This is a genomic window from Gimesia maris, assembly GCF_008298035.1.
GTDB lineage: Bacteria > Planctomycetota > Planctomycetia > Planctomycetales > Planctomycetaceae > Gimesia > Gimesia maris.
The window spans coordinates 1,454,314-1,478,048 of record NZ_CP042910.1 but is presented as its reverse complement, the minus strand read 5'-3'; the positions used below and the strand labels follow the sequence as shown (position 1 = coordinate 1,478,048).

18 protein-coding genes are annotated in these 23,735 nt (G+C 50.1%); 12 read left to right on the top strand and 6 right to left on the bottom strand.

Translation table 11 applies throughout. From position 1 onward, the window contains the following. Positions 1 to 240: 240 nt before the first annotated feature. The 5 genes from GmarT_RS05615 (at position 241) to GmarT_RS05595 (ending at position 5,648) form a co-directional block, all read left to right on the top strand. Positions 241 to 948 carry a PTS sugar transporter subunit IIA gene (locus tag GmarT_RS05615; protein ID WP_002645872.1) on the top strand — a complete coding sequence of 236 codons (708 nt, stop codon included), beginning with the start codon at positions 241 to 243 and terminating at the stop codon, positions 946 to 948. Positions 949 to 1,278: 330 nt separating this feature from the next. Then, a complete protein-coding gene (locus GmarT_RS05610; protein ID WP_002645873.1) occupies positions 1,279 to 2,010 on the top strand; it encodes a PIG-L family deacetylase in 732 nt (243 codons plus the stop codon). Between the two features lie 168 nt (positions 2,011 to 2,178). Then, the gene (locus tag GmarT_RS05605; RefSeq protein ID WP_002645874.1) at positions 2,179 to 2,922 is read left to right on the top strand and encodes a PP2C family protein-serine/threonine phosphatase; all 744 of its coding nucleotides are present in this window, start codon (positions 2,179 to 2,181) and stop codon (positions 2,920 to 2,922) included. An 85-nt stretch (positions 2,923 to 3,007) separates the two neighbouring features. Beyond that, positions 3,008 to 4,591 (top strand): hypothetical protein, encoded by a 1,584-nt coding sequence (locus tag GmarT_RS05600; protein ID WP_002645875.1) that lies wholly within the window; start codon positions 3,008 to 3,010, stop codon positions 4,589 to 4,591. 208 nt (positions 4,592 to 4,799) lie between these two features. Beyond that, a complete protein-coding gene (locus tag GmarT_RS05595) occupies positions 4,800 to 5,648 on the top strand; it encodes a hypothetical protein (protein WP_002645876.1) in 849 nt (282 codons plus the stop codon). A 5-nt stretch (positions 5,649 to 5,653) separates the two neighbouring features. Here the strand turns inward: GmarT_RS05595 and aroH are convergent, their stop codons facing one another. Next, the gene (gene aroH / locus GmarT_RS05590) at positions 5,654 to 6,025 is read right to left on the bottom strand and encodes a chorismate mutase (protein WP_044237417.1); all 372 of its coding nucleotides are present in this window, start codon (positions 6,023 to 6,025) and stop codon (positions 5,654 to 5,656) included. A gap of 403 nt (positions 6,026 to 6,428) precedes the next feature. Between aroH and lpxD the strand changes: the two genes are divergently transcribed. Both lpxD and GmarT_RS05580 read left to right on the top strand, forming a co-directional pair. After that, a complete protein-coding gene (lpxD, locus tag GmarT_RS05585) occupies positions 6,429 to 7,511 on the top strand; it encodes a UDP-3-O-(3-hydroxymyristoyl)glucosamine N-acyltransferase (RefSeq protein WP_002645878.1) in 1,083 nt (360 codons plus the stop codon). 59 nt (positions 7,512 to 7,570) lie between these two features. Further along, positions 7,571 to 8,464 carry an LpxI family protein gene (locus tag GmarT_RS05580; protein ID WP_002645879.1) on the top strand — a complete coding sequence of 298 codons (894 nt, stop codon included), beginning with the start codon at positions 7,571 to 7,573 and terminating at the stop codon, positions 8,462 to 8,464. A gap of 21 nt (positions 8,465 to 8,485) precedes the next feature. Here the strand turns inward: GmarT_RS05580 and GmarT_RS05575 are convergent, their stop codons facing one another. After that, positions 8,486 to 8,914 carry an FHA domain-containing protein gene (locus tag GmarT_RS05575; protein WP_044237420.1) on the bottom strand — a complete coding sequence of 143 codons (429 nt, stop codon included), beginning with the start codon at positions 8,912 to 8,914 and terminating at the stop codon, positions 8,486 to 8,488. A gap of 626 nt (positions 8,915 to 9,540) precedes the next feature. Between GmarT_RS05575 and ppdK the strand changes: the two genes are divergently transcribed. Both ppdK and fusA read left to right on the top strand, forming a co-directional pair. Continuing rightward, positions 9,541 to 12,273, top strand: coding sequence for a pyruvate, phosphate dikinase (ppdK, locus tag GmarT_RS05570; protein ID WP_002645882.1), 2,733 nt, complete (start codon positions 9,541 to 9,543; stop codon positions 12,271 to 12,273). A 430-nt stretch (positions 12,274 to 12,703) separates the two neighbouring features. Next, positions 12,704 to 14,848 (top strand): elongation factor G, encoded by a 2,145-nt coding sequence (fusA, locus tag GmarT_RS05565; RefSeq protein WP_002645883.1) that lies wholly within the window; start codon positions 12,704 to 12,706, stop codon positions 14,846 to 14,848. Between the two features lie 81 nt (positions 14,849 to 14,929). Here the strand turns inward: fusA and GmarT_RS05560 are convergent, their stop codons facing one another. Further along, complete coding sequence (locus GmarT_RS05560; protein WP_002645884.1) at positions 14,930 to 15,841, bottom strand: dihydrodipicolinate synthase family protein; 912 nt, start codon at positions 15,839 to 15,841, stop codon at positions 14,930 to 14,932. 164 nt (positions 15,842 to 16,005) lie between these two features. On the opposite strand from GmarT_RS05560, the gene GmarT_RS05555 reads away from it, so the two are divergent. The 3 genes from GmarT_RS05555 (at position 16,006) to trxA (ending at position 18,327) form a co-directional block, all read left to right on the top strand. Next, the gene (locus GmarT_RS05555) at positions 16,006 to 16,911 is read left to right on the top strand and encodes a triphosphoribosyl-dephospho-CoA synthase (protein ID WP_081459451.1); all 906 of its coding nucleotides are present in this window, start codon (positions 16,006 to 16,008) and stop codon (positions 16,909 to 16,911) included. Beyond that, positions 16,904 to 17,401 (top strand): 6-pyruvoyl trahydropterin synthase family protein, encoded by a 498-nt coding sequence (locus GmarT_RS05550; RefSeq protein WP_002645886.1) that lies wholly within the window; start codon positions 16,904 to 16,906, stop codon positions 17,399 to 17,401. The genes GmarT_RS05555 and GmarT_RS05550 overlap by 8 nt, the downstream gene beginning before the upstream one ends. Before the next feature lie 62 nt (positions 17,402 to 17,463). Then, on the top strand, positions 17,464 to 18,327 hold the full coding sequence (trxA, locus tag GmarT_RS05545; RefSeq protein ID WP_002645887.1) for a thioredoxin: 864 nt from the start codon (positions 17,464 to 17,466) through the stop codon (positions 18,325 to 18,327). A 32-nt stretch (positions 18,328 to 18,359) separates the two neighbouring features. Here the strand turns inward: trxA and GmarT_RS05540 are convergent, their stop codons facing one another. The 3 genes from GmarT_RS05540 to GmarT_RS05530 form a co-directional block, all read right to left on the bottom strand. Further along, positions 18,360 to 19,508 (bottom strand): hypothetical protein, encoded by a 1,149-nt coding sequence (locus GmarT_RS05540; RefSeq protein WP_002645888.1) that lies wholly within the window; start codon positions 19,506 to 19,508, stop codon positions 18,360 to 18,362. Between the two features lies 1 nt (position 19,509). Next, positions 19,510 to 21,687, bottom strand: a complete 2,178-nt coding sequence (locus GmarT_RS05535; protein WP_149302471.1) for a hypothetical protein — start codon at positions 21,685 to 21,687, stop codon at positions 19,510 to 19,512. Positions 21,688 to 21,752: 65 nt separating this feature from the next. Then, on the bottom strand, positions 21,753 to 23,183 hold the full coding sequence (locus GmarT_RS05530; protein ID WP_157158933.1) for a MotA/TolQ/ExbB proton channel family protein: 1,431 nt from the start codon (positions 23,181 to 23,183) through the stop codon (positions 21,753 to 21,755). Between the last annotated feature and the right edge of the window lie 552 nt (positions 23,184 to 23,735).

Sequence of the window (23,735 nt, the reverse complement as noted above, 5' to 3'; positions counted from 1 at the left end):
GATACAGATTTTTTGTGACTCTGGCAAAATTTCCGGCCTGTGATTGATAATCGGATCACACTTTGGTTACGATGGTGACACAAGTGATGCGCAAATCAAATAAAATACTGGCATGGGTAAAATTTCCAGCCTGTTTTTTCACTCCCTAGATTTTTTACGGCTCTCTATTATACAGGCAGCCCCAAAAATCCCTCGCTGATTAATTCTCTCCTGAGTTTTTCTGGAATGTGGTGACACGTAATGGCTCACGAATCATTTAGCCTGAATGATCTGGCAAAACAGTTAGGCCGAGACCGCCGCGAACTGGAAAAGCTGGCTAATCGAGGCAGAATCCCGGGACGTAAAGTTCAGGGTGAATGGCAATTTCATTCCACCGAAATCACGCACTGGCTGGAACAGGAAATGCGCAGTTATTCAACATCCGAACTGGAGCGGGTGGAACTAACCAATCCTCCGCCGCTGCTGGATGCAGACAATCTCATCAGTAGCCTGATGCCTGAAGAACTGATTGCAGTCCCCCTGGAAGCGCGCACAAAAAGATCGGTTCTGGAAAGTCTGATCGAAGCGGCTGGCAGAACCTGGCAGATCTGGGAGCCGGCAACTGTTCTGACTGCCATTCAGGAACGGGAAGAAGCTTACCCCACAGCATTCGATAATGGAGTCGCAATTCCCCACCCCAGAAACCCGACCCCCGATGCAGTCGGCGAACCACTTATCGCCTATGGTCGAACCCTGTCAGGAATTCCCTTTGGCGCACAAAATGGAACTTTGACAGATATTTTTTTTCTGGTGATCTGCTCCGACGCTTCGACTCACCTGTCCGTACTTGCACGACTGGGCAGGCTGATGCAACTACCGGATTTCGTCGAACAGCTGCGTGAAGCCCCTACACCGCACGACACCAGACAGGTCATCATTGATGCCGAAAAAAAAGTCTCTCCTATCTGAAATGCCCCACTCAACCGGGTACGGCACCGGTTTCTGCCTGGGGATGATCCGGTCTATAGTCCTCTCCTCGTTCCGCTCGATCTGTTTTCAGGGTCACGATTTTACAGGAAAAGAGCGTATTCAAATCAACGGTTTGTTATGATTCTGAATATATTTGAATTTCCAACGTTGACGAAACCTGCTGGAACACAAAGAATGGTTTGCAGCACTGGTCATTGAATCACGTAATACCCCTCTCAAATACGACGGCCACATTCAGAATCGATACTGCCAGAAATTGCTTCATTAATTTTGATACTGCTCCCTTAAGTGCCTACGAAAAGAAAGCTCATGAATTCAGAATCCCCGGACCAACTTGATGTCATCGCCGTCGGTGCTCATCCGGATGATGTTGAGATCGCCTGTGGTGGAACCCTGGCCAAACTGGTCCAGCAGGGATATCGCGTAGGCATTATTGACCTGACTGATGGCGAACCTACGCCACTCAGTCCGGGACCGGAATCCAGACTGCAGGAAGCAAAACAGGCTGCTGAAATACTGGGAATCCATGTGCGGGAAACCCTGGAACTGACCAACCGACGTCTGTTTGACAGTTTTGAAAACCGAGTTGCCCTTGCAAACCTGTTCCGGAAATATCGCCCCAAAGTTGTGCTGGGACTGGCAGGTAAAACCCCCATGGCTTCTCCCGATCACTGGCAAGCCATGCAGATAACGGATGCAGCTGTATTCTATTCCCGTTTGACTAAATGGAATGACCAGTTCGATAACACAGAACCACACACGATTCAGAAACAGGTCTGGTATCCTCTGGGATTTGGCTCTCTGAATTACCCTGAAGGCAGTGGGCAGTTTGTCGTTGATATTTCTGATACTTTTGAGCAGAAAATTGAATCGATTCGAGCCTATCAGTCCCAGTTTCCCCCCGAAAAAAAACGGGTTTACCGGCTGGTGGAGAGCCAGAATCGCCTGTTGGGAACCAGTGCCGGTTTTGAAGCAGGTGAACTGTTTATCTGCTCCACCACGCTGGGGGTTCGTGATTTAGTCCAGACAGTTTGCCCCTGAAACTTTTCATAAGACACTAAAAAACCAGCAGATACAACATTATTAAAATTTCATTCCCGAACAAAAGATGCTATGATACCTCAAAGGAATTTCACATATGTCTAGCATGGAAGGCGTGAGACTTCGGCCTCATCCAGAATTATTATCGACACGCATACAGGCTTTTTAATGGTTGGAATTCGTTACGGCTCAGTCAGCATTACCGGAAATTTCCGTGAAAATAATGAGGACAATCTCTGTGTTGATGACCTCAACAAATACTTTCTTGTCGCCGATGGGATGGGCGGACAGTGCGCCGGAGAAAAAGCCAGCCAGTTAGCAATCGAAATCATTCCGCAGAAGCTGAATGAGCTGATCGACTTTAATAGTGACCCGGCTGAAAAAGTGACTCAGGCCATCGATCAGGCTGTCGCCCATGCCAATCTCGAAATCATGGCTCTGGGCGAGTTGGACCCCAACTGCCGCAGCATGGGGACGACGATCGTATTTGCCATTCAGGTTGGTGAGAAATTCTTCATTGGCGGCGTGGGAGACAGTCGGGTTTACCTGTTGAGAAACGATGTCCTGCACCAGTTGACGACCGACCATTCGCTGACACAGGCACTCGTAGACGCGGGTACCATAACACCTGAAGAAGCTTTAACACACCGCTACAAAAATGTGCTCTATCGTTACCTGGGAACGAAAGACGGCAGTGCCGGCACTCAAGCACGTCACCTGGATCCGACACCTCAGGACCGAATGATACTCTGCTCGGATGGTGTCACCGATGGAATCTCCGATGAAAAACTGCAAGAACTGCTGGGACAGTTTGATGAACCGCAACAGGCAGCAGAAGAGATCGTAAAAGCGGCGCAGGAAGGTGGTTCCAAAGACAACATTACCTGCATCGTAATTTTTATCGATGAATAACTCGTGCCTCAGCAGAAAACACGGCATTTCCCTGTCTCCGATGCCTGGTAAACTGCCGCCTCTCAGTTTTCATTCTGGCTGAACAATGCGATTTCGAATTCTTTTACCCTATCTGCTGACCAGCCTGATCACCATTGCCCTGCTCTGGCTGACTCAAATTCCGCTGGGCGTGGAAGGTGAGTGGACCTGGAATCGAATCCCGTTTGCGGCCGCTGAAATGATTCCCGGCTGGATCGTTTCCGCTATCGCGTTCGCCGTCTATCTACTGCTGACTCTGATTGCGCTCTCGCGGATGCCTGACTGTCGCTGGTACGAACTGACTGTCTGGCTGACAGGTCTGACAGCAGCTGCGGGCCTGTGGTCTCTGCTCCTGCAGGACAGCCCGCCTGGAGAATATCGACTGTCGAAGGCAGCCTTTGTACTTTACTACAAAGGCTCCTCAGGGTATTTCACCCAGGCACAGACGGAGATCTCAGATGCCACACAATTTCTCAGTGAGTATGAAGCAAAGATGGAACAAGGTGATGTGCTGCATGAAGGCACTCATCCTCCAGGTCTGCCTCTGTTTTACCTGACATTGATTCGACTCTGTGAAAAATATCCCGCTCTGCAATCATTTTTAGTGGATATGCAGCCTGCCTCATTTCAGGAAGCCGCTGACGTCATCGAGGGCATGACTTCGCGTTCCAAATATCCCCTGCTCCCGCGAGACCGTGCGGTTCTGTGGCTCGCAACCCTGATCACGTTAAGCATGTCATCACTGACTGTTGTCCCCCTCTTTCTGCTTGCTCGGGAATTCAGTTCGCGCGCGGTCAGCTGGCAGGTGGCTGCATTCTGGCCGTTGATACCAGCCACACTGATCTTCCAGCCTAAATCCGACGCACTTTATCCTGTGATCGCCATATTATTTCTGTATCTATGGGTGACTGCCTGCAGAAGAAATAACCTGATCTGTGCTTTCCTGGCAGGCCTGTTGATCTGGGGAGGCCTGTTTCTGACTTTGGCATTTCTGCCGGTCGGCGTGTGTGCGGCCTGCTTTTTTATTCTGCAACTCTGGCCTCGTCTGACGGGCTCCAGACAAGCCCCCCCTGCCTGGAAAACGCTTGCCTTAACTGGTTTCAGTGGTCTGGCAGGTTTCTGTTTACCTGCATTCATCCTGGCTGCCGTGTTTGACCTGAATCTGCTGCGGGTCTGGTATCTGAATTTTCAAAACCATGCCGGCTTCTATAGCGAGTACACGCGGACATACTGGAAGTGGCTGCTGCTCAATCCACTCGAGATCAGCCTGGCACTGGGACTACCCGTGTCCTGGATGGTTATTCGTTCTCTCTGCTTCCAAAGACGAATCTCCGCTGAGCAGGCAAATTGTTCCACCCGCTCCAGCCTGAAAGCATTTCTGCTGTCCAGTGGCATGGTACTGATGCTTTTATGGCTTTCGGGAAAGAACATGGGAGAAGCGGCGCGACTCTGGTTGATCTTTCTGCCCTGGTTACTGCTGATGACGATCCCTTACTGGCAGAGGATCCATGACATTCAGGCTGGTGAAAAGTTGCAGGCCAGTTCTTTTCTGAAAATGCAGACGGTCTGGATCATCGCAGTAACGGCGCAAGCTGTCGTTTGTGTCGCGACCGTCACTCGGATCACCGGATTTCATTTTCCTCCGGGCTGAAGTTCGAGCAACGCTCCCCGCACAATTCCTGTAATCAGGTTATTCGGAAATCTCTGCGCAGCACTAAGCACCTGATTTTGGCAATGTCGATATTCTATTCAGGGCGTATCCCGTGCTCCTGACGATTTCCGATTGAACCTGGAGTCACTTTGATAGCCCTGAACTGAGGTGGGAACTCTTTACCTTGATTGAAACCAGGTGAACTGATATGGCCTTTTTGAAATTTAACACGACCAGACTCTGCAGAATCATCTGCTGCGTCCTCGCCGTGGTTTCAGCGAGTCATTCAGGTTGCTCCGACCATTCTCTTGAGTACACCGAGCTCAAACAGATCAACGAAAAAGTAACGGAAGCAGAACTGAAGCGCTACCTCAAAGTCATTCAGCTGATACCCGAAGGCAAAATGCCCACATTCCCCACCGTCTATGCACCAGCGCCGGTCTGGAGCCATATTCGTTCTCTGCCTATTGAAGATCTGGTTAACAGCGAGCAAATCAATATGTCACAGCTCTGGGACGTACAACGTATCAGCGATCAGTTTGGGATACGTAACCGATTGCTCAAAAAAGCACTCCTGCGGAGGGATATGTCCAAAGAGCAATTCATCAGCTTTACCCTGGCCATCGGGCTGGCAGCCAGCCGCCACCAGTTACGATCAGATCAGAAGCTTGAGGAAATGATCACCAAAGGGAACAACGCGATCCATCAGATGCAACTGGATAAACGCCCGTTTTCCTCACTCTCTCTGGAAGAGCGCCATCGGACCCTGCACGAGGCCATGTGGATTGCCCGTGTGAACCGCGCCGAACATCTCATTCAGGTTCCCCCGGAAAATATCAACCTGGTCAGAAAAAACTGGGATCAACTCAAGACAGTATTACCGCCGCAGTTTTTGAAAAACCCGCTGGATGAACTGACCGATACGCTGGAAGAACGCGGTATCCCCTTCACTGTTCAGGAAGATGGCTCTGACCAGCTTTTGGAATGGACATCAACCAATGCCATTATTGGAACAGATGCCCCCGACCCCCAACCTGCCCCGGTGAAGATTCAGTAATGATCTTACTGAGCGGAAGCGACATCAGGTCGCAGCTTTTGTGCCTCATTCAGATATACGTGTACTACTTCTGACTGTTTCTGATCCGTATTCACGTGAATCATGACCCGGATGCAGCGAGGCATCGCTCCTTTGACGGCAATTTCAGAGGCACAGATCAGTGGTACTGATTTCATCCCCAGTTCACGAGCCGCTTCTGCCGGAAATGCAGAGGTCAGATCTGGAGTCGTTGTAAAAAATACAGAGACAATATCTTCGAAGTTTTCGATCCGGTTTGATTTGAGAAGCTGTTCCAGCAACTCACGCGTTGCAGACAGGACTTCTGCAGCAGCATCCTGTGTCACCGTTGTTGCACCACGTATTCCACGTACCGACATCGTTAATACCATATATCTCTAATTGTTGATTACTTAACTGGAGAGACAGACGTAGTTTGCGACGTCAGTCTAATGCTCCGGAAACGATTCCGCAAAGCCAGAAGCACATCCTAACTTATTCATCGGCTATTCGCTACCAGTGACATTCCTGAATTCTAATCCGCCTTTCTGATCGCCTCTGTAATTAAATACTGAACCAATTGAGACTTAATGAAAAACTCGTCAAATCGAATCTGTCCCCATTAAAAAAAATGCTCTTGCGTTAAATTTGTGAAATCAGTTAAAAATCAGCGAGATTAGGGGGAACAGCATTACAGGATTTGCCACGATGGCGGTCCCACCCCTCTGTTCATCGTCTGACAATCGATCAACTAAACGTGCATCTTCCGGAAAGGACTCCTTGATGTCGACGACAGTCGAGTGGATCGCTCAAGAGCTGAATTGCCTGGTGAAAGGCAATCAAAGATTAGAAATACATGGTGCGGAGTCTGTTCTGAAAGCAGGCCCTCACGATATCACCTTTGTCGGCGATGAGTTGAACCTCAAGCGGTTGAGATCCAGCAATGCCGGCGCAGTGCTTCTGGAAAAACGGCTGGAAGAGTCGTTCGAGAAATCATTCGGAGAAGCTCCCTTTACTTCGATTGCCGTTGTTGATGCACAGGCAGCATTCATCAAAATCATTCAGAAACTGCGTCCATCACGACCCCTGCCTGAAATAGGGGTCTCTCTCCAGGCGCAAATCAGTGACAATGTCGAGCTGGGAGAAAACTGTCAGATCTATCCCCAGGTGACAATCCGCCCGGGCGTTCGTATCGGAAAAAACTGTCGCATCTATCCGGGTGTTTATATTGGAGAAGACTGCGTCATTGGCGACGATGTCACCATTCATGCTAACGCCGTGTTTTATCCAGATGTGAAACTTGGCAATCGAGTATTGATCCACGCTGCAGCTGTGTTGGGATGCGACGGATTCGGTTACCGGTTTGAAGCAGGCCGATTTATTAAAATCCCTCACCTGGGCAGCGTACGGATTGAGGATGATGTAGAAATCGGCGCAGGCACCACGATCGACCGGGGCATGATCGGCCCCACCGTGATAGGTGAAGGCACGAAAATCGATAACCAGGTCATGATTGCCCACAACTGTGAAATCGGAAAACATAATGCCTTCGCATCACAGGTAGGCTTCGCCGGTTCCATCACAACCGGAGACTACGTACGGTGTGCCGGTCAGGTTGGAGTAGCAGACCATGTACATATTGGAGACCAGGCGACCCTGGGTGCGCGGGCTGGTGTGCATCGGGATATCCCACCTGGAGAAGTCCACATCGGGACTCCGGCTGCCCCGGAAAAAGAACAGCGTAAGATCGTAATGTCGATTCGCAAAGTTCCCGAGATGAGAAAACAGATTCGTGAACTGGAAAACCAGATCAAACAGATGAGCCAGCAACTCGAGAGCCTGAATCAACTCACTGCCGACAAGTGACCAGGCGGCGGGCTCTGTTCACTCTTCCGACAAGATTCAATTTGAACTCTGAAAAATCGATGAAAGAATTGCAAACGAACAACTCAGATCATTCTCACCGTCAAATCGGACTTCTGGCAGGAGCGGGTCGCTTCCCCATTGTGTTTGCGGAACAGGCGCGGCAACAGGGATATTCAGTCTGCTGCCTGGGCATCTTTGGCATGGCCAGTGAAGAATTAACCGAAGTCTGCGACATCTTTCACTGGATCCCACTGGCACGTATCGGCCGAGCCATCAAGCTGTTCCAGCGGGAAGACGTCAATCGCATTGTGATGGCAGGCAAGATCGAGAAGACGGTCCTGTTCAGCCCCTTCCGAATTTTAAAATTATTACCTGATCTGCGCACGCTGCATATGTGGTATCGCTATGCCAAAAAAGATCGCAAAGATGACACCCTGCTGCTGGCTGTGATTAAAGAATTTGAACGTGACAATATTTTCTTTGATTCTGCATTGGATTTTTGCCCGGAGTTACTCGTGAAGCACGGATTTCTGACCAAACGACGCCCCAGTCATTCCCAATGGGAAGATATCAAAATGGGATGGGACATCGCCAAACAGATGGGACAACTGGATATCGGACAAAGTATCGTGATCAACGATAAAGCAGTGATCGCGGTCGAAGCCATCGAAGGCACCGACCGGGCAATTCAACGTGCGGGCCAGTTGTGTAAACGGGGCGGTTTCACCGTCGTCAAAGTGGCAAAGCCCCAACAGGATCGCCGGTTCGATGTTCCCACCGTTGGTATCAAAACACTACAGACCATGCATGAAGCGGGCGGACGGGTTCTGGCGATTGAAAGCAATCAGACAATTATGATTGATCAGAAAGAAGTCGCCGACCTGGCAGACAAACTGGGAATCGCAATCGTCTCTCTGAATGAGGAAGAACTGACACTGCAACTGGCCAGCTAAAGGCGATGCGGGTCGAGAACGTCACTCGGAGATCAGCTTGATCTCGCTGCCATTTTCACTGTCGGAATCAAGTGCTTCTTCTTCCTGCTGTATATCCAGGTTGAATGCGGTCAGCATTTCGGTCCTTTGATGCACTCCGACTTCCGGATCGTCCTCCTTAGGATCCCCCGCAAGCTCTACCTCAAATTTCGTTGAGGCCAGTGAAAGCTCATCCCCGGGTAATAAGGCACCGCGGATAATTTTCTGACCATTCACCCGTGTTCCATTTGTGCTGCATAGATCCCGTACAAACAGCAGGCCATCTGTTTTAATAATCACACAATGGATCTTGGAAATACTGTTTTTATCAATCTGTATGTCACACAAATCTGACTTCCGCCCAACGACGGTCACATCCTTTTTAATCAGGATCGGCTGGCCTCCATTAACCGGAATCAATCTCGCTATCATCGCTGTGGCCCGAAAGGGAAGAAAGAGTGTGTAAGTGACTACTTAGAAAACGCTTATTGCGACCCAACCAGAAATGAGTGTACAAATGAAACATTGAGCCCTGTCTGTCATGGTATCACAGGTCGAACGATTTTCCATGCTTATTTACTCAGTTCCCGCGAAAGGAAAATTTTTTGAGAGATTTCACGTAAGGTTTTCGGAGCAATCCATCGAATTCACAAGGCGTTTAACCCGATTGTGGTCAGTCGCTTGACGCTGAGACTGAGCAATGGTAGTGTCCCTAGTAAATATGCTGCAAACCGATGGTTGAACGTACAGGATTCCAGTCATTCGCTCGGCGAGATGACTGACCAGGGCAAATTCTGAAGCCGTTAAACCCAAATCGGATCAACTGGATATCAACCGCCAGCGACTGGTCTTTCTCTGGAAAGACAATCAGCAGTCTGTAAATTCTTTGCTGACTGCCGCGAGCTCCGGAAATATGCATGAGAGAGGGTTGAAATTCAATCCCTCATCTTAACGAGAAGCATCACGCTTCTGAACAATAGATATGTACTGGTCAGCAACCGGTTTCTTTGCGTGAAGGAACCGAAAGCCTGCCCAATTAACACTAAGAGGAAATAAGTATGTCAGGTCAAAAGTATGTGTACTTCTTCGGAGATGGAAAAGCAGATGGCGATGCGACATTGCGCAACAGCCTCGGTGGTAAAGGTGCTAACCTGGCAGAAATGATTAATATCGGCCTTCCTGTCCCCGCTGGTTTCACTTTGAACACGGAAGTCTGCATTCACTACAGCAAGACCAAGGGTGAATACCCGGAAGGTGTGGAAGCACAAGTTGAAGAAGCACTGGCGAAGGTGGAAGAAGCCATGGGTGCCAAATTCGGCTGTGATACCAACCCCCTGCTGGTTTCCTGCCGCTCTGGTGCTCGCGAATCCATGCCCGGCATGATGGACACCGTCTTGAACATCGGCCTGAATGATACCACTGTTGAAGCACTCGCTAAACAGTCCGGCAATGAAGCATTCGCCTGGGACAGCTATCGTCGCTTCGTCCAGATGTACGGCGACGTGGTTCTCGGAATGAAAGGTGCCGACGAAGATCCGTTCGAACACGCATTGGAAGCCAAACGTGAGAAAGCCGGCGTCCAGTACGATTCCGAACTGAATGCAGAGCAGCTGAAAGAACTGGTTGCCGAATTCAAAGCACTGATCAAAGAAGGAACCGGTCAGGACTTCCCCACGGACCCCAAACAGCAGATCTGGGGTGCCATCGGAGCCGTATTCAGCAGCTGGGACAATGACCGGGCTGTCGTTTACCGTCGTGACTACGGCATTCCCCACAACTGGGGAACCGCGTGTAACGTCCAGGCCATGGTTTACGGAAACCTCGGCGATGACTGTGCAACAGGCGTTGGCCTGACCCGTAACTGCTCTACCGGTGAACCCGGTTTCTGCGGCGATTACCTGATCAACGCCCAAGGTGAAGACGTGGTTGCCGGTATCCGGACTCCCAAGCAGATCGAATCCACACTGAGCACTGATCTGCCCGAAGGATACAAACAGCTCGACGATATCGGACGCAAACTGGAACAGCATTACAAAGACGTGCAGGACATTGAATTCACCATTCAACGTGGAAAAGTCTGGATGCTGCAGACCCGTAATGCCAAACGAACCGGTTTTGCCGCAGTCCGTATTGCCGTCGATATGGTCAATGAAGGTCTGGTCAGCAAAGAACAGGCCATCACCAAAAAGCGTATTCCTGCAGACGACTTGAACCAGTTGCTGCAGCCGATTTTTGACCCTGCTGAAAAAGAAAAGGCAGCCAAAGCGGGCGATCTGCTTACCAAAGGCATCAATGCTGGCCCTGGTGCCGCCTGTGGTCACATCTGCTTCAGTGCAGAAGATGCCGAAGCGATCTACAACAAAGACAACTCAGCCCAGCTGGTTCTGGTGCGACGTGAGACCAGCCCGGAAGACCTGCGTGGTATGCGGGTTTCCAAAGGGATTCTGACTGCACTGGGCGGAGCCAGCTCTCACGCTGCTCTGGTCAGTCGCCAGATGGGTAAGGCCTGTATCGTCGGTGCATCCGAGTTGAAAATCGATTCTGCTGCCGGAACCATTACCAAAGGTGATAAGGTTCTCAAGAAAGGCGACTGGATCAGCATCGATGGTTTCACCGGAGAAGTTTTTGCCGGCAAAGTCGAAACCAAGCCCAGTGAAATCGTCGAAGTCCTGATTTCCAAAACGATGAAGCCGGAAGATTCCGAAACTTATCAGCGCTATGAGCAGTTGATGACCTGGGTCGATGAAATCCGCAAACTCAAAGTTCGCACCAATGCCGACCAGCCCGATCAGGCTGCCGAAGCGATCTCCTTCGGTGCCCAGGGTATCGGCCTGTGTCGTACCGAGCACATGTTCTTCCATCACCTGGCTGAAATCCGTGAAATGATTGCCGCCGGCGATGTCGAGTCACGAACCAAAGCAGTCAACAAGCTGCTGCCGTTCCAGCGAGAAGACTTTGCAGGTATCTTCCGGGCGATGAACGGACTACCTGTCACCATTCGCCTGTTAGACCCACCACTGCACGAGTTCCTTTCTGACCGTCACCTCGAAGAGAACCCCACTCTGGGAGAAGAACTGGCGAACGAACTGGGTGTCTCGGTTGAGTTCATCCGTCGTCGTGTGGAAGAACTGCATGAATTGAATCCGATGCTGGGTCATCGTGGCTGTCGTCTGGGTATTGTTTACCCGGAAATCACAGCCATGCAGGCTCGAGCCATCATGGAAGCTGCCTGTGACGTTCAGAATGAAGGCATTGAAGTCTTCCCTGAAATCATGGTTCCCCTGGCCGGCTTCAAAACTGAATTTGATGACCAGGCTGGCATCATCCGTGCAGAAGCTGAAAAAGTACTCGAAGAGAAAGGCGTCAAAGTCAATTACCTGGTTGGTACCATGGTTGAGCTTCCACGAGCTGCCATCTGTGCAGATCAGATTGCTGAAACCGCTGAGTTCTTCAGTTTCGGAACCAATGACCTGACCCAGACGACCCTGGGAATGAGCCGTGATGATTATGGTACCTTCATCGGCCACTACCGTGAAAACGACATCATCCCTTCCGACCCGTTCCAGACCATCGATCAGGATGGTGTCGGACGTCTCATGCAGACAGGTGTCGAGCGTGGTCGCGGTACTCGCCCCGAGCTCAAAATCGGTATTTGTGGTGAACATGGTGGTGACCCTGCCAGTGTGATCTTCTGCCATGAACTGGGCCTGGATTACGTCAGCTGCTCACCTTTCCGGGTGCCGATCGCCCGTCTGGCGGCAGCACAGGCTGTACTGGAAGAAAAAGCGTAAGACTATTCTCAGTCTAATTTTATCCACAGGGAGAGGTGCTCTGATGCCTCTCCCTGTGATTGACTGCTTTCTTTTTCAGTCAAATTTGACTATACTGATTGCGCAATTAATCAGGGAGTTTTCGGAATTTAACCAAAAATCCTCTTCCCCCGAAGACGATACAACGATAAGATTCTACGCTCACACCTTACGCTCAGATTGTCTACTTGCGAAACGTTCCGGATGTTAGTGATCCCTTGTTTAACAAACCTGCCGGGTCAGCCATCACAGTAGTAGAGTGATGCGATTTTGCAGGGCCTACCCCCCTGTAAAGCTTGAGTGTTTCTTCTCAAAAAGTTCCGACTAGTATTGAGCGCTTTGACGAGGACGGTATGTTGCCGTCCGAATTGTATCCATAACATGTTATCCTTAGTGAACGTGCATTAAAGCCATGAAAAATCTGGACAAGTATCGAAACATTGGAATTTCGGCTCACATCGATTCTGGTAAAACCACACTTACCGAACGAGTTCTGTACTACTCAGGACGAATTCACAAAGTTCGTGAAGTTCGAGGCGGCGATGGTGGCGCTACGATGGATAGTATGGATCTGGAACGCGAGCGAGGAATTACCATCGCGTCTGCTGCCACACAGGTGCAGTGGAAAGACACCACGATCAACATCATCGATACTCCAGGTCACGTTGACTTTACTGTCGAAGTGGAACGTAGTCTCCGTGTACTTGACGGTGCGATCCTCGTACTCTGCTCAGTCGGTGGAGTTCAGAGTCAGTCACTGACAGTCGACCGCCAGATGAAACGTTATAAGGTTCCCCGTATCGCTTTCATCAACAAGATGGACCGTACCGGAGCCGACTCTGCCAGCGTGATCAAACAGATTTCAGATAAACTGCATGTCGTGCCACTGCCGCTGCAGATTCCCATGGGCGAAGGCGCTCATTTCGAAGGTGTGGTTGACCTGGTGACCATGCAGGCCATTACCTACACCGGTGAGCAGGGCGAAACCGAAGTCTTCGGGGACATTCCTGAACAGTTCAAAGCTGCCGCAGAAGAAGCCCGCGCGAACATGCTGGAAACACTTTCCATGTTCAGCGATGACCTGATGGTTGCTTTGCTGGAAGAAGCTGACGTGCCTGTCGAAGACATCTACAAGGTCATTCGCGAAGCCACACTGTCTCACGAAATCACTCCCGTGATGATGGGAACTGCTTTCAAGAACAAAGGTGTGCAGACTCTGCTGGATGCAGTCGTTCGCTTCCTGCCCAGTCCGCTCGACCGCGAAATCACTGCGATCGACCTGGATGCACAACAGAAGGCGATCAAAGAAGGTGCCGAAGATACCAGCAGTGATTCGTTCCGTACGAAACTGTCGCACTCTTCAGACAAACCTCTGGTTGCCATGGCGTTCAAAATTGTCGATGAAACATTCGGACAATTGACCTACATGCGTATCTACCAGGGCAAGCTTGAAAAAGGTCAAAGCTATATCAATACACGAACGGGTAATTCCACGCGATTCGGCCGTCTGGTCCGTATGCACGCAGACAGTCGTGAAGATGTCGACTGTGGTGAAGCCGGTGACATCATTGCTGCCGTCGGAATGGAATGTGCCTCCGGGGATACGTTCTGTAGTGGTGACGTTAACTTTGCTCTGGAAAGTATTTTTGTACCAGAACCAGTGATTCGTCTTTCGATCGAGCCACTCGACCGGGATGGTGCAGACCGACTGGCCAAAGCCATTCAACGCTTCAACCGCGAAGACCCGACCTTCCACGTGATGACAGACGATGAAACCAATCAGACCATCATCGCTGGAATGGGTCAGTTGCATCTTGATGTTTACATTGAACGTATCAAGCGTGAATACAAAGTAGAGTGTATCATTGGTGAACCACGTGTTGCTTACCGTGAAACACCAACGATTGCCGTGGAATACAACCACAAGCACAAAAAGCAGACTGGTGGTTCCGGTCAGTACGCTCATGTGGTTGGTAAGATTGAGCCTATGGCGGTGGAAACCGACGGCGATGCTTATGAATTTGTTAACAACATCAGCCAGGGCCGTATTCCCCGTGAATACATTCCTGCTGTCGATAAAGGCTTCCAGCGTGCTCTGGTAAAAGGTCCGCTTTGCGAGTGCGAAGTGGTGGGCGTCAAAGCCACTCTGTCTGATGGTTCATACCATGATGTCGACTCATCAGAAATGGCCTTTAACGTTGCCGGTTTCAACTGTATGCGTGAAACACTGAAGAAGTCTAACATGGCTCTGCTGGAACCCATCATGAAACTGGAAGTGGAAGTCCCTGAAGAATATCAGGGTCCGGTATCCGGACATATTGCACAAAAACGTGGTGTGATCAACACTTCTGAAACACGCATGGGGACCAGTACTTTCATCGCTGAAGTACCACTGGCAAGCATGTTTGACTACGCCAATGAACTGCGTTCGATGACACAGGGTAAAGGTGGATTCAGTATGGAATTCTCCCGTTACGCTCAGGTGCCTCGAAACATTCAGGAAGAAGTCGTAGCACGTCGCCTGAAAGAAAAAGAAGAACGTATGGCAACCGCCTAGTTCTGAAGATAACGAAAAAGCCCCGTTTTACGAAACGGGGCTTTTTTTATTGTATCTCATAATTTGCAGAACAATACATCTTCAGGCGAGATCTGCCTCGGCCGTCAGAATGGGTTCCATCAACTGACGAATCTCTGCTTCCTGCTCTCCCGTCAGTGTCCGCTGCGGTGCCCGTGGCGGTCCAAAATCGGCCCCTGTAAGTGTAATCGCATATTTCAGCATGCTGATATTGAAGCTGTCCCCGGCACGCGCCCGGTAATCTTCAATGGGAAGAATCTGTTGCTGAATCCGCATGCCTTCCTCATAATTCCCCACGTGGAAAGCAGCATGCATCGCCAGGGACAGTCGCGGACAGACATTGCCTGCGCCACTCGTAAAGCCACCAGATCCGGCCAGCATATAATAAGGGGCAAAGCGTTCAGCCGACCCGCAAATCCACTCCAGCCCGTGTGAGTCTGCATTTACAGTCGTACGAAACTGATGCATCTGATTCACCGAGTACTTCACTCCCACTGAACGGGAATCAGAGGCCAGTTTCAGCAGCAGTTCATCACTGGGAATATCCGCTTTTTTATAGAACAATGTTGGACAATCAACAGCATCCATCACCGTCAGGTAATATTCTTCCGCCCCCCGGTCACTCATGTAAGGATGCGCGAACGGCATAAACATGATTCCGGTTGCGCCCGCTTTCAGACAGTCAATGGCCGTCTGACGGGCTACTTTCACCTGGTAACCAATGGGGGCAAAGATCAATGTCTCCGGTCCAGTCACTTCACGGGTCAATTTGACCAGTTGGACTATTTCCTCAGGTGACAGACTATGAAACTCACTGGTACCTGCCCCCGGTAAATAGACTCGCATTCCCGCTTCATATAATTTTCTGGTGTGCGCTGCCTGCTGATCCAGATTGATCTGATCGTGCTGATCAAATGCAGTCAGCGGGACGATATGCACGGTTTGCAGTTGTTGACGCTCAAGGGAAGGACTCATGAAACAATTCCTGTTACCTGGGAAGATCGGGGGATCAGAGACTTCATTTCTCCGGATTCATCCTGCAGAATGAAACCACGACGGGGAATTCCAACAGAATACTTAAGACTCTTTACATACTGTTGTACGCAGAAAGCGGATCACCATCAATCGAGTCGGGCCTCATGAGTCAAAATAATCATCAACTCGAGCATTGGTGCTATCTGGCATGCGTAATGGAAGCCACCGCCAGAAAACCGGGAAACGTGCATCCGGCAGCCTCTTTTCCCGATTTGAGCTATGCCGATTTTCTGAAATCAGCAGCGGTGATCGCTCCTCTACTGACTCAATCCATCGCAGTGCCTACCGGAGAGCTTGCACTGGCCTGCATCAGGGAAACACAAAAAACAGTCCCCAGTAATTCTAATCTGGGTATCGTTTTATTGCTGGCTCCCCTGACTCGTATTCCTGCTGCATTAAAAATTTCAGAAGGAATCCACCGCATTTTACACGCGCTCTCCGCCGAAGATGCCCGCGCGGTTTATGAAGCAATCCGGCTGGCTAATCCTGGAGGAATGGGAACGACAGAGTCCGCAGATATCTCGCAGGAACCGAAGGAAACATTGCGGGAAGCTATGTGCCTCGCTGCGGAACGAGACTCGATTGCCCACGAATACGCTACTGACTTTCAGATCATTCTAAATACGGGTGTCCCTGCAATTACGGAATACTGGGAAGAGTCAGACTGCTGGGAAGCCGCCATCATTCGTTTACAACTGCGACTGATGGCTGACTTTCCTGATACATTAATTGCCAGAAAGCTGGGTCGAGATCAAGCGGAAGAAGCATCGCGTCGTGCCCGGGCTGTCCTGCAGTCAGCAGTGCGAACAAACCATCTCGAGGAATTTGATTCCTGGTTGCGTGCACAGGGGAACCAGCGAAACCCCGGCACAACAGCAGATCTGATTGTGGCAACACTGTTTGTCGCAATGCGGGATGGTTTTATTCCTGCCCCTGCCCCCGGTACAATAAGAGAAAAGATTCCTCCACAATTTCATCAGTACCTGAATTTAAAGTTTCAACATGAATAAATTTGCCCGGTACCAGGTGCGAGTCACCAAAGATCATCTGGTTTTCAGTGCAGCACACTTTATCACCTTTAACGGCAACATCTGTGAGCGGCTGCACGGCCACAACTGGCGTGTCGCGGCCGAGCTGACCGGACCTCTGGATGAAAACGGCTATGTATTTGACTTCATCGCACTTCGCGATCAGTTGCAGAAAACCGTTGATGCCCTGGACCATCGGGTCCTGCTGCCGACTTTACATCCGAAGATCCATGTCAGAGAGCAGAACCAGGAAGTCGAAGCTACTTTTGAAAACCGCCGCTGGGTCTTTCCTCGTGAGGACTGCATTTTACTCCCAGTGGAAAACACCACAGCCGAATTGATTGCTCACTGGATTGGCCAGCAACTGCTGACTGTGATAGGATCCAATGCAGCAAACCAGATTGAATCGGTACAGATCGAAGTCGAAGAAAATTTTGGACAGTGGGCCATCTGTAAGCTGCCTGTCGCATAATATCCATACTCCCAGTCAACTCGCAGCCGCTTTCAAGCGTGAACGAGCCAAGGAACAAAACAATGTCAGCAAACTCAGCCTGGACCATTGATATTACCGAAGAAAACTTTGAAACCGAAGTGATTTCAAAGTCGGAACAGATCCCGATTATCATCGATTTCTGGGCACCCTGGTGTGGACCGTGTCAGCAACTGGCCCCCCTGCTGGATCAACTGGTAGAAGAATATCAGGGAAAATTCATTCTCGCTAAAATCAATATCGATGAACAGCAGAATCTGGCAGCAGCGTTTCGCGTGCAATCGATTCCCATGGTCGTCGCTTTTGCAAATGGACAACCTGTCGATCACTTCCAGGGAATTCTCCCGGAAGAATCACTGCGGGAATGGATTTCCAATCTTCTGCCTTCACAGGTAGACATGCTCCTGCAGGAAGGACAGATTCTGGAAGATTCCGACCTGGCTTCTGCAGAAATAAAATACAAAGAAGCGTTAGATCTGGAACCAGCGAATGACGTCATCAAATTACGCATGGCGGCTGTCCTGGCAAAACAGTCGCGCTTTGATGAAAGCGCGCATATCATTGAGGAGCTTGAGAAACGCGGTTTTCTGGAACCGGAAGCGGAACAGATCAAGTCACAACTTGAGTTACAAGCCGCTGCGGAAGAGGCAGGTGGCGTCGAAGCCGCTCGCGCGGCACTTGAGGCAGATCCAGAAAACGCAGATTTGAAAATCGGACTCGCAGACGCGCTGGCGATTTCCAACAAGCATGAGGAAGCTCTGGAAATCTGTCTGTCGGTAATAGAACAGGATAAAACAGGAGCCGGTGCGGAAGCCAAAGCAACGATGTTGCGGATCTTTGATATTCTGGGACCGCAATCTGCCCTGGTGAGTACCTACCGTCGTCGACTGGCCACTCTGTTGTATTAGCCTGACTCACCAGACTGATGTGAACGCGCTCGTTATTGTCCGGCTGACCTGGTACCCGCAGGTGAACCGGCAATGGGGACTCCAAACGGCAACGGTCGTCCAGCTACCTGGTATCCCAGCGAATGGGCATGTTTCTGCAGACTGCGGTACAGTTCAAAACTGTCGGGATACACCCAGAAGGTGAGTGTTGACCCGGTGCCGATATCAGTGAGCGCCTGGAAAAACTCCGAGTTGTTCTGCATCGCCTGCGCCAGATCCTCGCCGGCAATATCATCACTGCGACTGATTTCCCACTTGGAGACGCCGACACGAAATCCGCCGCTACCCCCGTTACTCAACTGATCAAGAGCAGATAAAGCCTGACGTTCAACAATGTAGTCCATCGTATAGCCGCGATAAGGCCCGACTTTCCCGTGATGTTCCCGGTACTTCGCCAGCCAGCTTCCGCGTTTCATCACCTGGTCTTTCAGTTCCAGCAGCAACTCATTGATGGGGACATAGGAAACACGATTCTCTGAAAGCAGAAAGTGCCATTCTTTGTCTGTGACAAGCTGGCTGACTGGCGTTAAACGATGCTTTAATTCCTTGATCTGTTCCTGTGGCTCAGAAACCTTACGGGCCTGCGCCACGACGCGTTCCAGTCGGTCTTTCGTCTCTCTGGTCGTATCAACCAGGCTCAACAACTGTCGATACTCCTGCTCCAGTTGATCGCTCTTTTGATTGACCTGGGCCACCATCGACAGTACTTTGCCGCTGACCTCCTGTTTCTTGACATTAATTTCAGCGGCCCCCGCCTTCCGGCTCTGCATCACCTGATCCAGTCGTGCCAGTTCCAGTTCCATTTTCTGGACTTCATCCAGAAGTTCCTGTGAGGGTTGCTGATAAATTATTTTTGGTTTCTGAGGCACGAACGGTTTTGGTTCCTGCGGTTCTAAAGCCAGTACGGGAGACTGAGGTGGTTCTGGTACAATCTTTGGCAGAAAAGCTTCCAGATCCTGATCAATAATTTCCGGTTGGGGAGGGATCGCTTCCTGATTCTCAGCCACCATCACAGGTGCCTGGCTCATCTTGATGCCCGCAATCACAATCAGAATAATGAGAATCCCGACGATATTGGCTACGATGTCAAGAAATGAATCTGACCCGAATCCTGTTTCTCCCTGTGTTGCACGGCGGCTCATGTTATTGCTCCTTCACAGTTGAGAGGGAGGAAGCCCCCGGCAGGGGATCCAATGTGAATTTCGCTTCGCTCTGAAGTCCCATTTTGTGTGCAGAAGATTTCAGCCGTTCATAGTACTGGTTGCCCCCCGGGCTGACCGTAAACTGCAGGGTGGGAACCCAGTAAAAGCCTTTGGGAGCAGGTCCCCAGGATGTGACATATTGATCCATGGCAACCATCATCGTCTGTGACAGTCTTTCTGGTGAAATGCCCTGATCTACGGCAATCACCTTCTCGTCTCCAACAATGATTCTGTCGGCACCGATTTGAACAGTGATTTCCCGCTCAAAACCGATCCCCGACCGTGATTGAGGAGGCCCCCACTGCCGATTCTGCGAATCCATGTTTGACTGTCTGGCAGATTTATGGGATCGATGCAGCGAAATCGAATTGGCGTTGCCAGCCCCCCGCGCTGATTGACCTGGTGCCTGAGGAAATTGATTCGGCGGCATTGCTTCTGCGTTTGAGGACTGCTGCTGAGAGGCGCTGGTGCCAGTCTGCGTCCCCTCTTTCAGAAACGGATTTTCTATCACCCGATTTTGAGACATTGCTGCTTGAGAATCAGTTTGTGCTTCAGATTGCCCCTGCTTTTCTTCTCCCCCGGCAGACTTTCCTGACTGCGTGCGATCCAGTTCTACCAGATGTTGCTCTGCCATTTCTTTTAACTGGTCACGACCAATCACTTTAGCCTGTTTGACCCCCGGACCAGACCCTTCACCGTCACGATAGGAACCCTTTAACTCGTCAATGTTATAAACTTCTGCTCCAGGACGAGTGCCAGGTAAATTTCCAATTCCACTTTCCTGTGCCTTTCCTCCTCCCGGTGTTGTTCCGGAATAGAGCCCCGAATGTTCTGCACCGGCATGACTGCCTCTCCCCTGCGAGACAATATGTTTCTGGTCTGCCACTTTTGATAAATGCTCGGCTCGCGCCATCTGCTGGCGGGGTGTTAATACATCGCTGAACCGGGAAGCGCCAGCACCATTTTTACCCTGTGCAAGTTGTCCCGAGCCTGCGGATCCCCCTCTGCCTCGCTCTGAACCTTCTTCCGGTTCAATGACCCGCACCATGCCTGTTCGTGCATCGAACTGCAGACGTCTCTCACTTGTCCCCTGCTGATTCTGACTTAACTGAGAAACCAGATGTTTTCGCTCACTCAATACACGATCAATGGCTTCCTGACAGATTTGCTCGGCCCGGGAATCTTTGTCGGGTAATGCGAATTCCCAGTCAGCATCAATCAGTTCGTAACCGGAATCCAGTTCCAGATTATTTAACAGTTTGCGGGCAACATAATAACCCACACTGCCACTGGGTCTGACCAGAATCAGCACGTAAGGTTCTTTCCCCGTCCCCTGATCTTTGGCTCTCCAGTACTGAAACAAAGCCTGGGTCCCTGCCAGTAACGGATTGTATCCGGGTGTGAACTCCCTCAGGTCTTCAGGAGTTAACGTGATTCCTTCGGGCAGAAATGTCAGCCCCTGATCGGTACATTCAATCAAGATGGGGCGTTTCGCAGTCCCCGTCTGACCATCATAGGGAATAATCGAATACTTGCTGCGCGCCGTTTTCTGTGACTGTTTTTTCTCTTCCAGATTCTCTAATTCCTCCTGAAGCATTTCGGCAATACGCGCTTTCTGCTTCTGCAGGGCATTCATTTTCTGATTCAGTTCTTTGTCTTTCTGATTCAGAGACAATATCTGCTGCTCACTCTGTTTCAGCTGATCTTCAGACTCGTTCAATTCATTTTTCAATTGAACCAGTTTCAGATTCTGCGCTTTCAGGTCTTCCAGCTTGCGTGATCTCTGCACTTGGAGTGCTTTTAATTTTTCTTCATGCTCCCGCGCCAGATTAATTACCTGGGGCGCAGGTTCCGGGGTAACTTCCGGTTCTTCGACCTGAACGACGATCGGGGCAGCCGGCGCTGGTTCTTCAACTTCTGCAGAGAAAATGACGGGAGGAAAATAATCGTCTTCGACGACCTCTTCCACAACGACTTTCTGCACCTGCATGATCGCCTGATGACGGATGCGACGTGTGGTGACGACCAGCAGGAAAATCAAAGCACCCATCGCACAAATGAGGACCGCTAAGAAGGGAAATAGCGATACTGAACGTGCTTCCTTACCTTGTCTGCTCATGGAAAAACCGCGAATTAACTTCGTTCATAATTGAATAGTTGAGTATCACAATCCCTGTAATGTTATCAGGCGGCGTGATTTCGATTTGAGCGGGCGGTGAGTAAGTGCACAGCCGCACTCAGGCTATGCAGGGTTTCTTCAAAGGTCTCGGTGGCTCGAATCGCATCCAGATTTTCGGCCAGCCTTTTCTGCAGACCGACCAGATGCTCTTCCTGACCAACAATTTTCAACAGATTTTCACTTTGTGAATTCAAAGCCTCGATCTGCAGAGTCGAAACCTCTGAGGTATCTTTCAGTTGCTGATTCCACTGTCTGACTTCGCCGGCAATTTCTTTTGTTGCCAGTTCTATCTGCGAAGTCTGTCGAGATTGTGCCGAAATCACATCCTGATGTACTTCACTCCAGATCTGGGCCAGATGAGTTGAGAAGGTACTGTTCGATTCTTTCTGCTTTTCCTGCCAGCGGGTTAACATCAGCTCGATCTGTTCGGTCGTTGCCTGGTAGGCAGTCAGAAACTCATTCCTCAATGATTCCAACTGAGAAGAATGACTTCCCAGAGTATTTGTCATTCCTTCCTGCAGGCTATGATCAAATTCCGACTGCTGGCGTTCCATCATTTCGGACCAGCGACCACGTAACCCTTCCAGACTTTGCTGCCAGAGTTCGGTCTGTCGTAAAATCATTTCTTCGGTACGCAGTACCAGTTCCTGCGCAGCTTCGGCTTCAGCCGATTCCAGCGGACTCAGTGAGCTTTCCGAGACACTCAGGCAGGAGGCAATATTCTCAATCCCGAACAGCTCAATCTGTTCAAGTTGTTTTTGCTCCATCCGTTCCACAATAAAGGTAGAGAACACCAGAATCAGTGATAATCCCAATGCGAGCGCAGTGGTATCAAAGGCAACCGCCAGACCACCGGTGACTTCAGAGAGAGAAGTGTCTAACTGATCGGGAGTCACATTGGCAATCGCAATCGTAATCCCGATCACAGTTCCCAGGAACCCGATAATCGGGACAGCCCAGGTAATGGTGCGAATCAGGGAATAACTGGCGTGCATCTGCTCAGAAGCGAGTTCGGCCAGATACTTGAGATGTTCATCCAGATCCTGGACTGAACGACGTCCCTTCACATAAGAAACCGTATCTTTCAGGCGTTTGCCCAGATACGTCTCACCGATCCAGCTGGCAAGTGACTCCACCTGCTCGGAAAAAATATCAATTCGATCATTGAGACTCTCAATTTCACTGATCGTTTCCCAGTCAATTTTTGTTTCCGATATCGATTTCTTCTGACTGAGCATACCGATGCCCTTCACACCGATAATTGCCATGCCGATGAAGAACAGGCCTGCCGTCGCGTACTCCAGCGGGTGACTGCAAAAATAACGATCGATCAAAGAACGATAAACCGGCAGATAGGGGATGAGGGCATAAAACCCAAACGTGGCGGCCGTTCCCCAGAAGAGAGGAGATTTCAAGATCGCTTTTGACCAGTTCAAGAAATGGTCTTCTGTTTCACTTATCGGCAGGGATTCCATGTGTTCCATCTGTCTGTCCACATCCTTATAGCCTGAATTCAGGTTTGTCGCTAAAGCTTCCCCATCTCGAAGTCTGAGCCTGGCTGGGAAACCGTTTCATTGAAGTTGCATATGTACGTATTAATTAGTCTGGCCGACTGTCAGTTTCTGACACTCCCGCTACCTGGATTTCACAGAGTCAAATCACCATAAACCCAGGCAATGTCCTGTACAAACTGATTAACAACAGCTCATCATGGCATTATTTCACGCAAGGCACGGCAAAAATGCTCACTTGAGTAATACGCATATTCGTTATAATCGTCATACTCAGACTTATGAGTTGAATAAAAGTTGGCTGCCGGAATCAGATGCGAAAAGTATTCAAAAATGGCCATGCGAACACCAATTGAAACCAGAGAATCCATGCTCGTTCAGATATGGATCCGCAATCCAATAACCCCCTTTCTTTGAACCAGTTACAAACAGTCAGGAATGCGGGGAATTGACGCTCGGACTTGAAAAAGCATAATA

Excerpts from the sequence above, each read along its gene's own strand:
- GmarT_RS05605 (WP_002645874.1), top strand. The coding sequence starts at position 2,179 with ATGGTTGGAATTCGTTACGGCTCAGTCAGCATTACCGGAAATTTCCGT.
- GmarT_RS05550 (WP_002645886.1), top strand. The coding sequence starts at position 16,904 with ATGAATAAATTTGCCCGGTACCAGGTGCGAGTCACCAAAGATCATCTG.
- GmarT_RS05575 (WP_044237420.1), bottom strand. The coding sequence starts at position 8,914 with ATGATAGCGAGATTGATTCCGGTTAATGGAGGCCAGCCGATCCTGATT.
- GmarT_RS05535 (WP_149302471.1), bottom strand. The coding sequence starts at position 21,687 with ATGAGCAGACAAGGTAAGGAAGCACGTTCAGTATCGCTATTTCCCTTC.
- GmarT_RS05560 (WP_002645884.1), bottom strand. The coding sequence starts at position 15,841 with ATGAGTCCTTCCCTTGAGCGTCAACAACTGCAAACCGTGCATATCGTC.
- GmarT_RS05555 (WP_081459451.1), top strand. The coding sequence starts at position 16,006 with ATGAGTCAAAATAATCATCAACTCGAGCATTGGTGCTATCTGGCATGC.
- GmarT_RS05580 (WP_002645879.1), top strand. The coding sequence starts at position 7,571 with ATGAAAGAATTGCAAACGAACAACTCAGATCATTCTCACCGTCAAATC.
- aroH (WP_044237417.1), bottom strand. The coding sequence starts at position 6,025 with ATGTCGGTACGTGGAATACGTGGTGCAACAACGGTGACACAGGATGCT.
- lpxD (WP_002645878.1), top strand. The coding sequence starts at position 6,429 with ATGTCGACGACAGTCGAGTGGATCGCTCAAGAGCTGAATTGCCTGGTG.
- ppdK (WP_002645882.1), top strand. The coding sequence starts at position 9,541 with ATGTCAGGTCAAAAGTATGTGTACTTCTTCGGAGATGGAAAAGCAGAT.
- GmarT_RS05615 (WP_002645872.1), top strand. The coding sequence starts at position 241 with ATGGCTCACGAATCATTTAGCCTGAATGATCTGGCAAAACAGTTAGGC.
- GmarT_RS05540 (WP_002645888.1), bottom strand. The coding sequence starts at position 19,508 with ATGAGCCGCCGTGCAACACAGGGAGAAACAGGATTCGGGTCAGATTCA.
- trxA (WP_002645887.1), top strand. The coding sequence starts at position 17,464 with ATGTCAGCAAACTCAGCCTGGACCATTGATATTACCGAAGAAAACTTT.
- fusA (WP_002645883.1), top strand. The coding sequence starts at position 12,704 with ATGAAAAATCTGGACAAGTATCGAAACATTGGAATTTCGGCTCACATC.
- GmarT_RS05595 (WP_002645876.1), top strand. The coding sequence starts at position 4,800 with ATGGCCTTTTTGAAATTTAACACGACCAGACTCTGCAGAATCATCTGC.
- GmarT_RS05600 (WP_002645875.1), top strand. The coding sequence starts at position 3,008 with ATGCGATTTCGAATTCTTTTACCCTATCTGCTGACCAGCCTGATCACC.
- GmarT_RS05610 (WP_002645873.1), top strand. The coding sequence starts at position 1,279 with ATGAATTCAGAATCCCCGGACCAACTTGATGTCATCGCCGTCGGTGCT.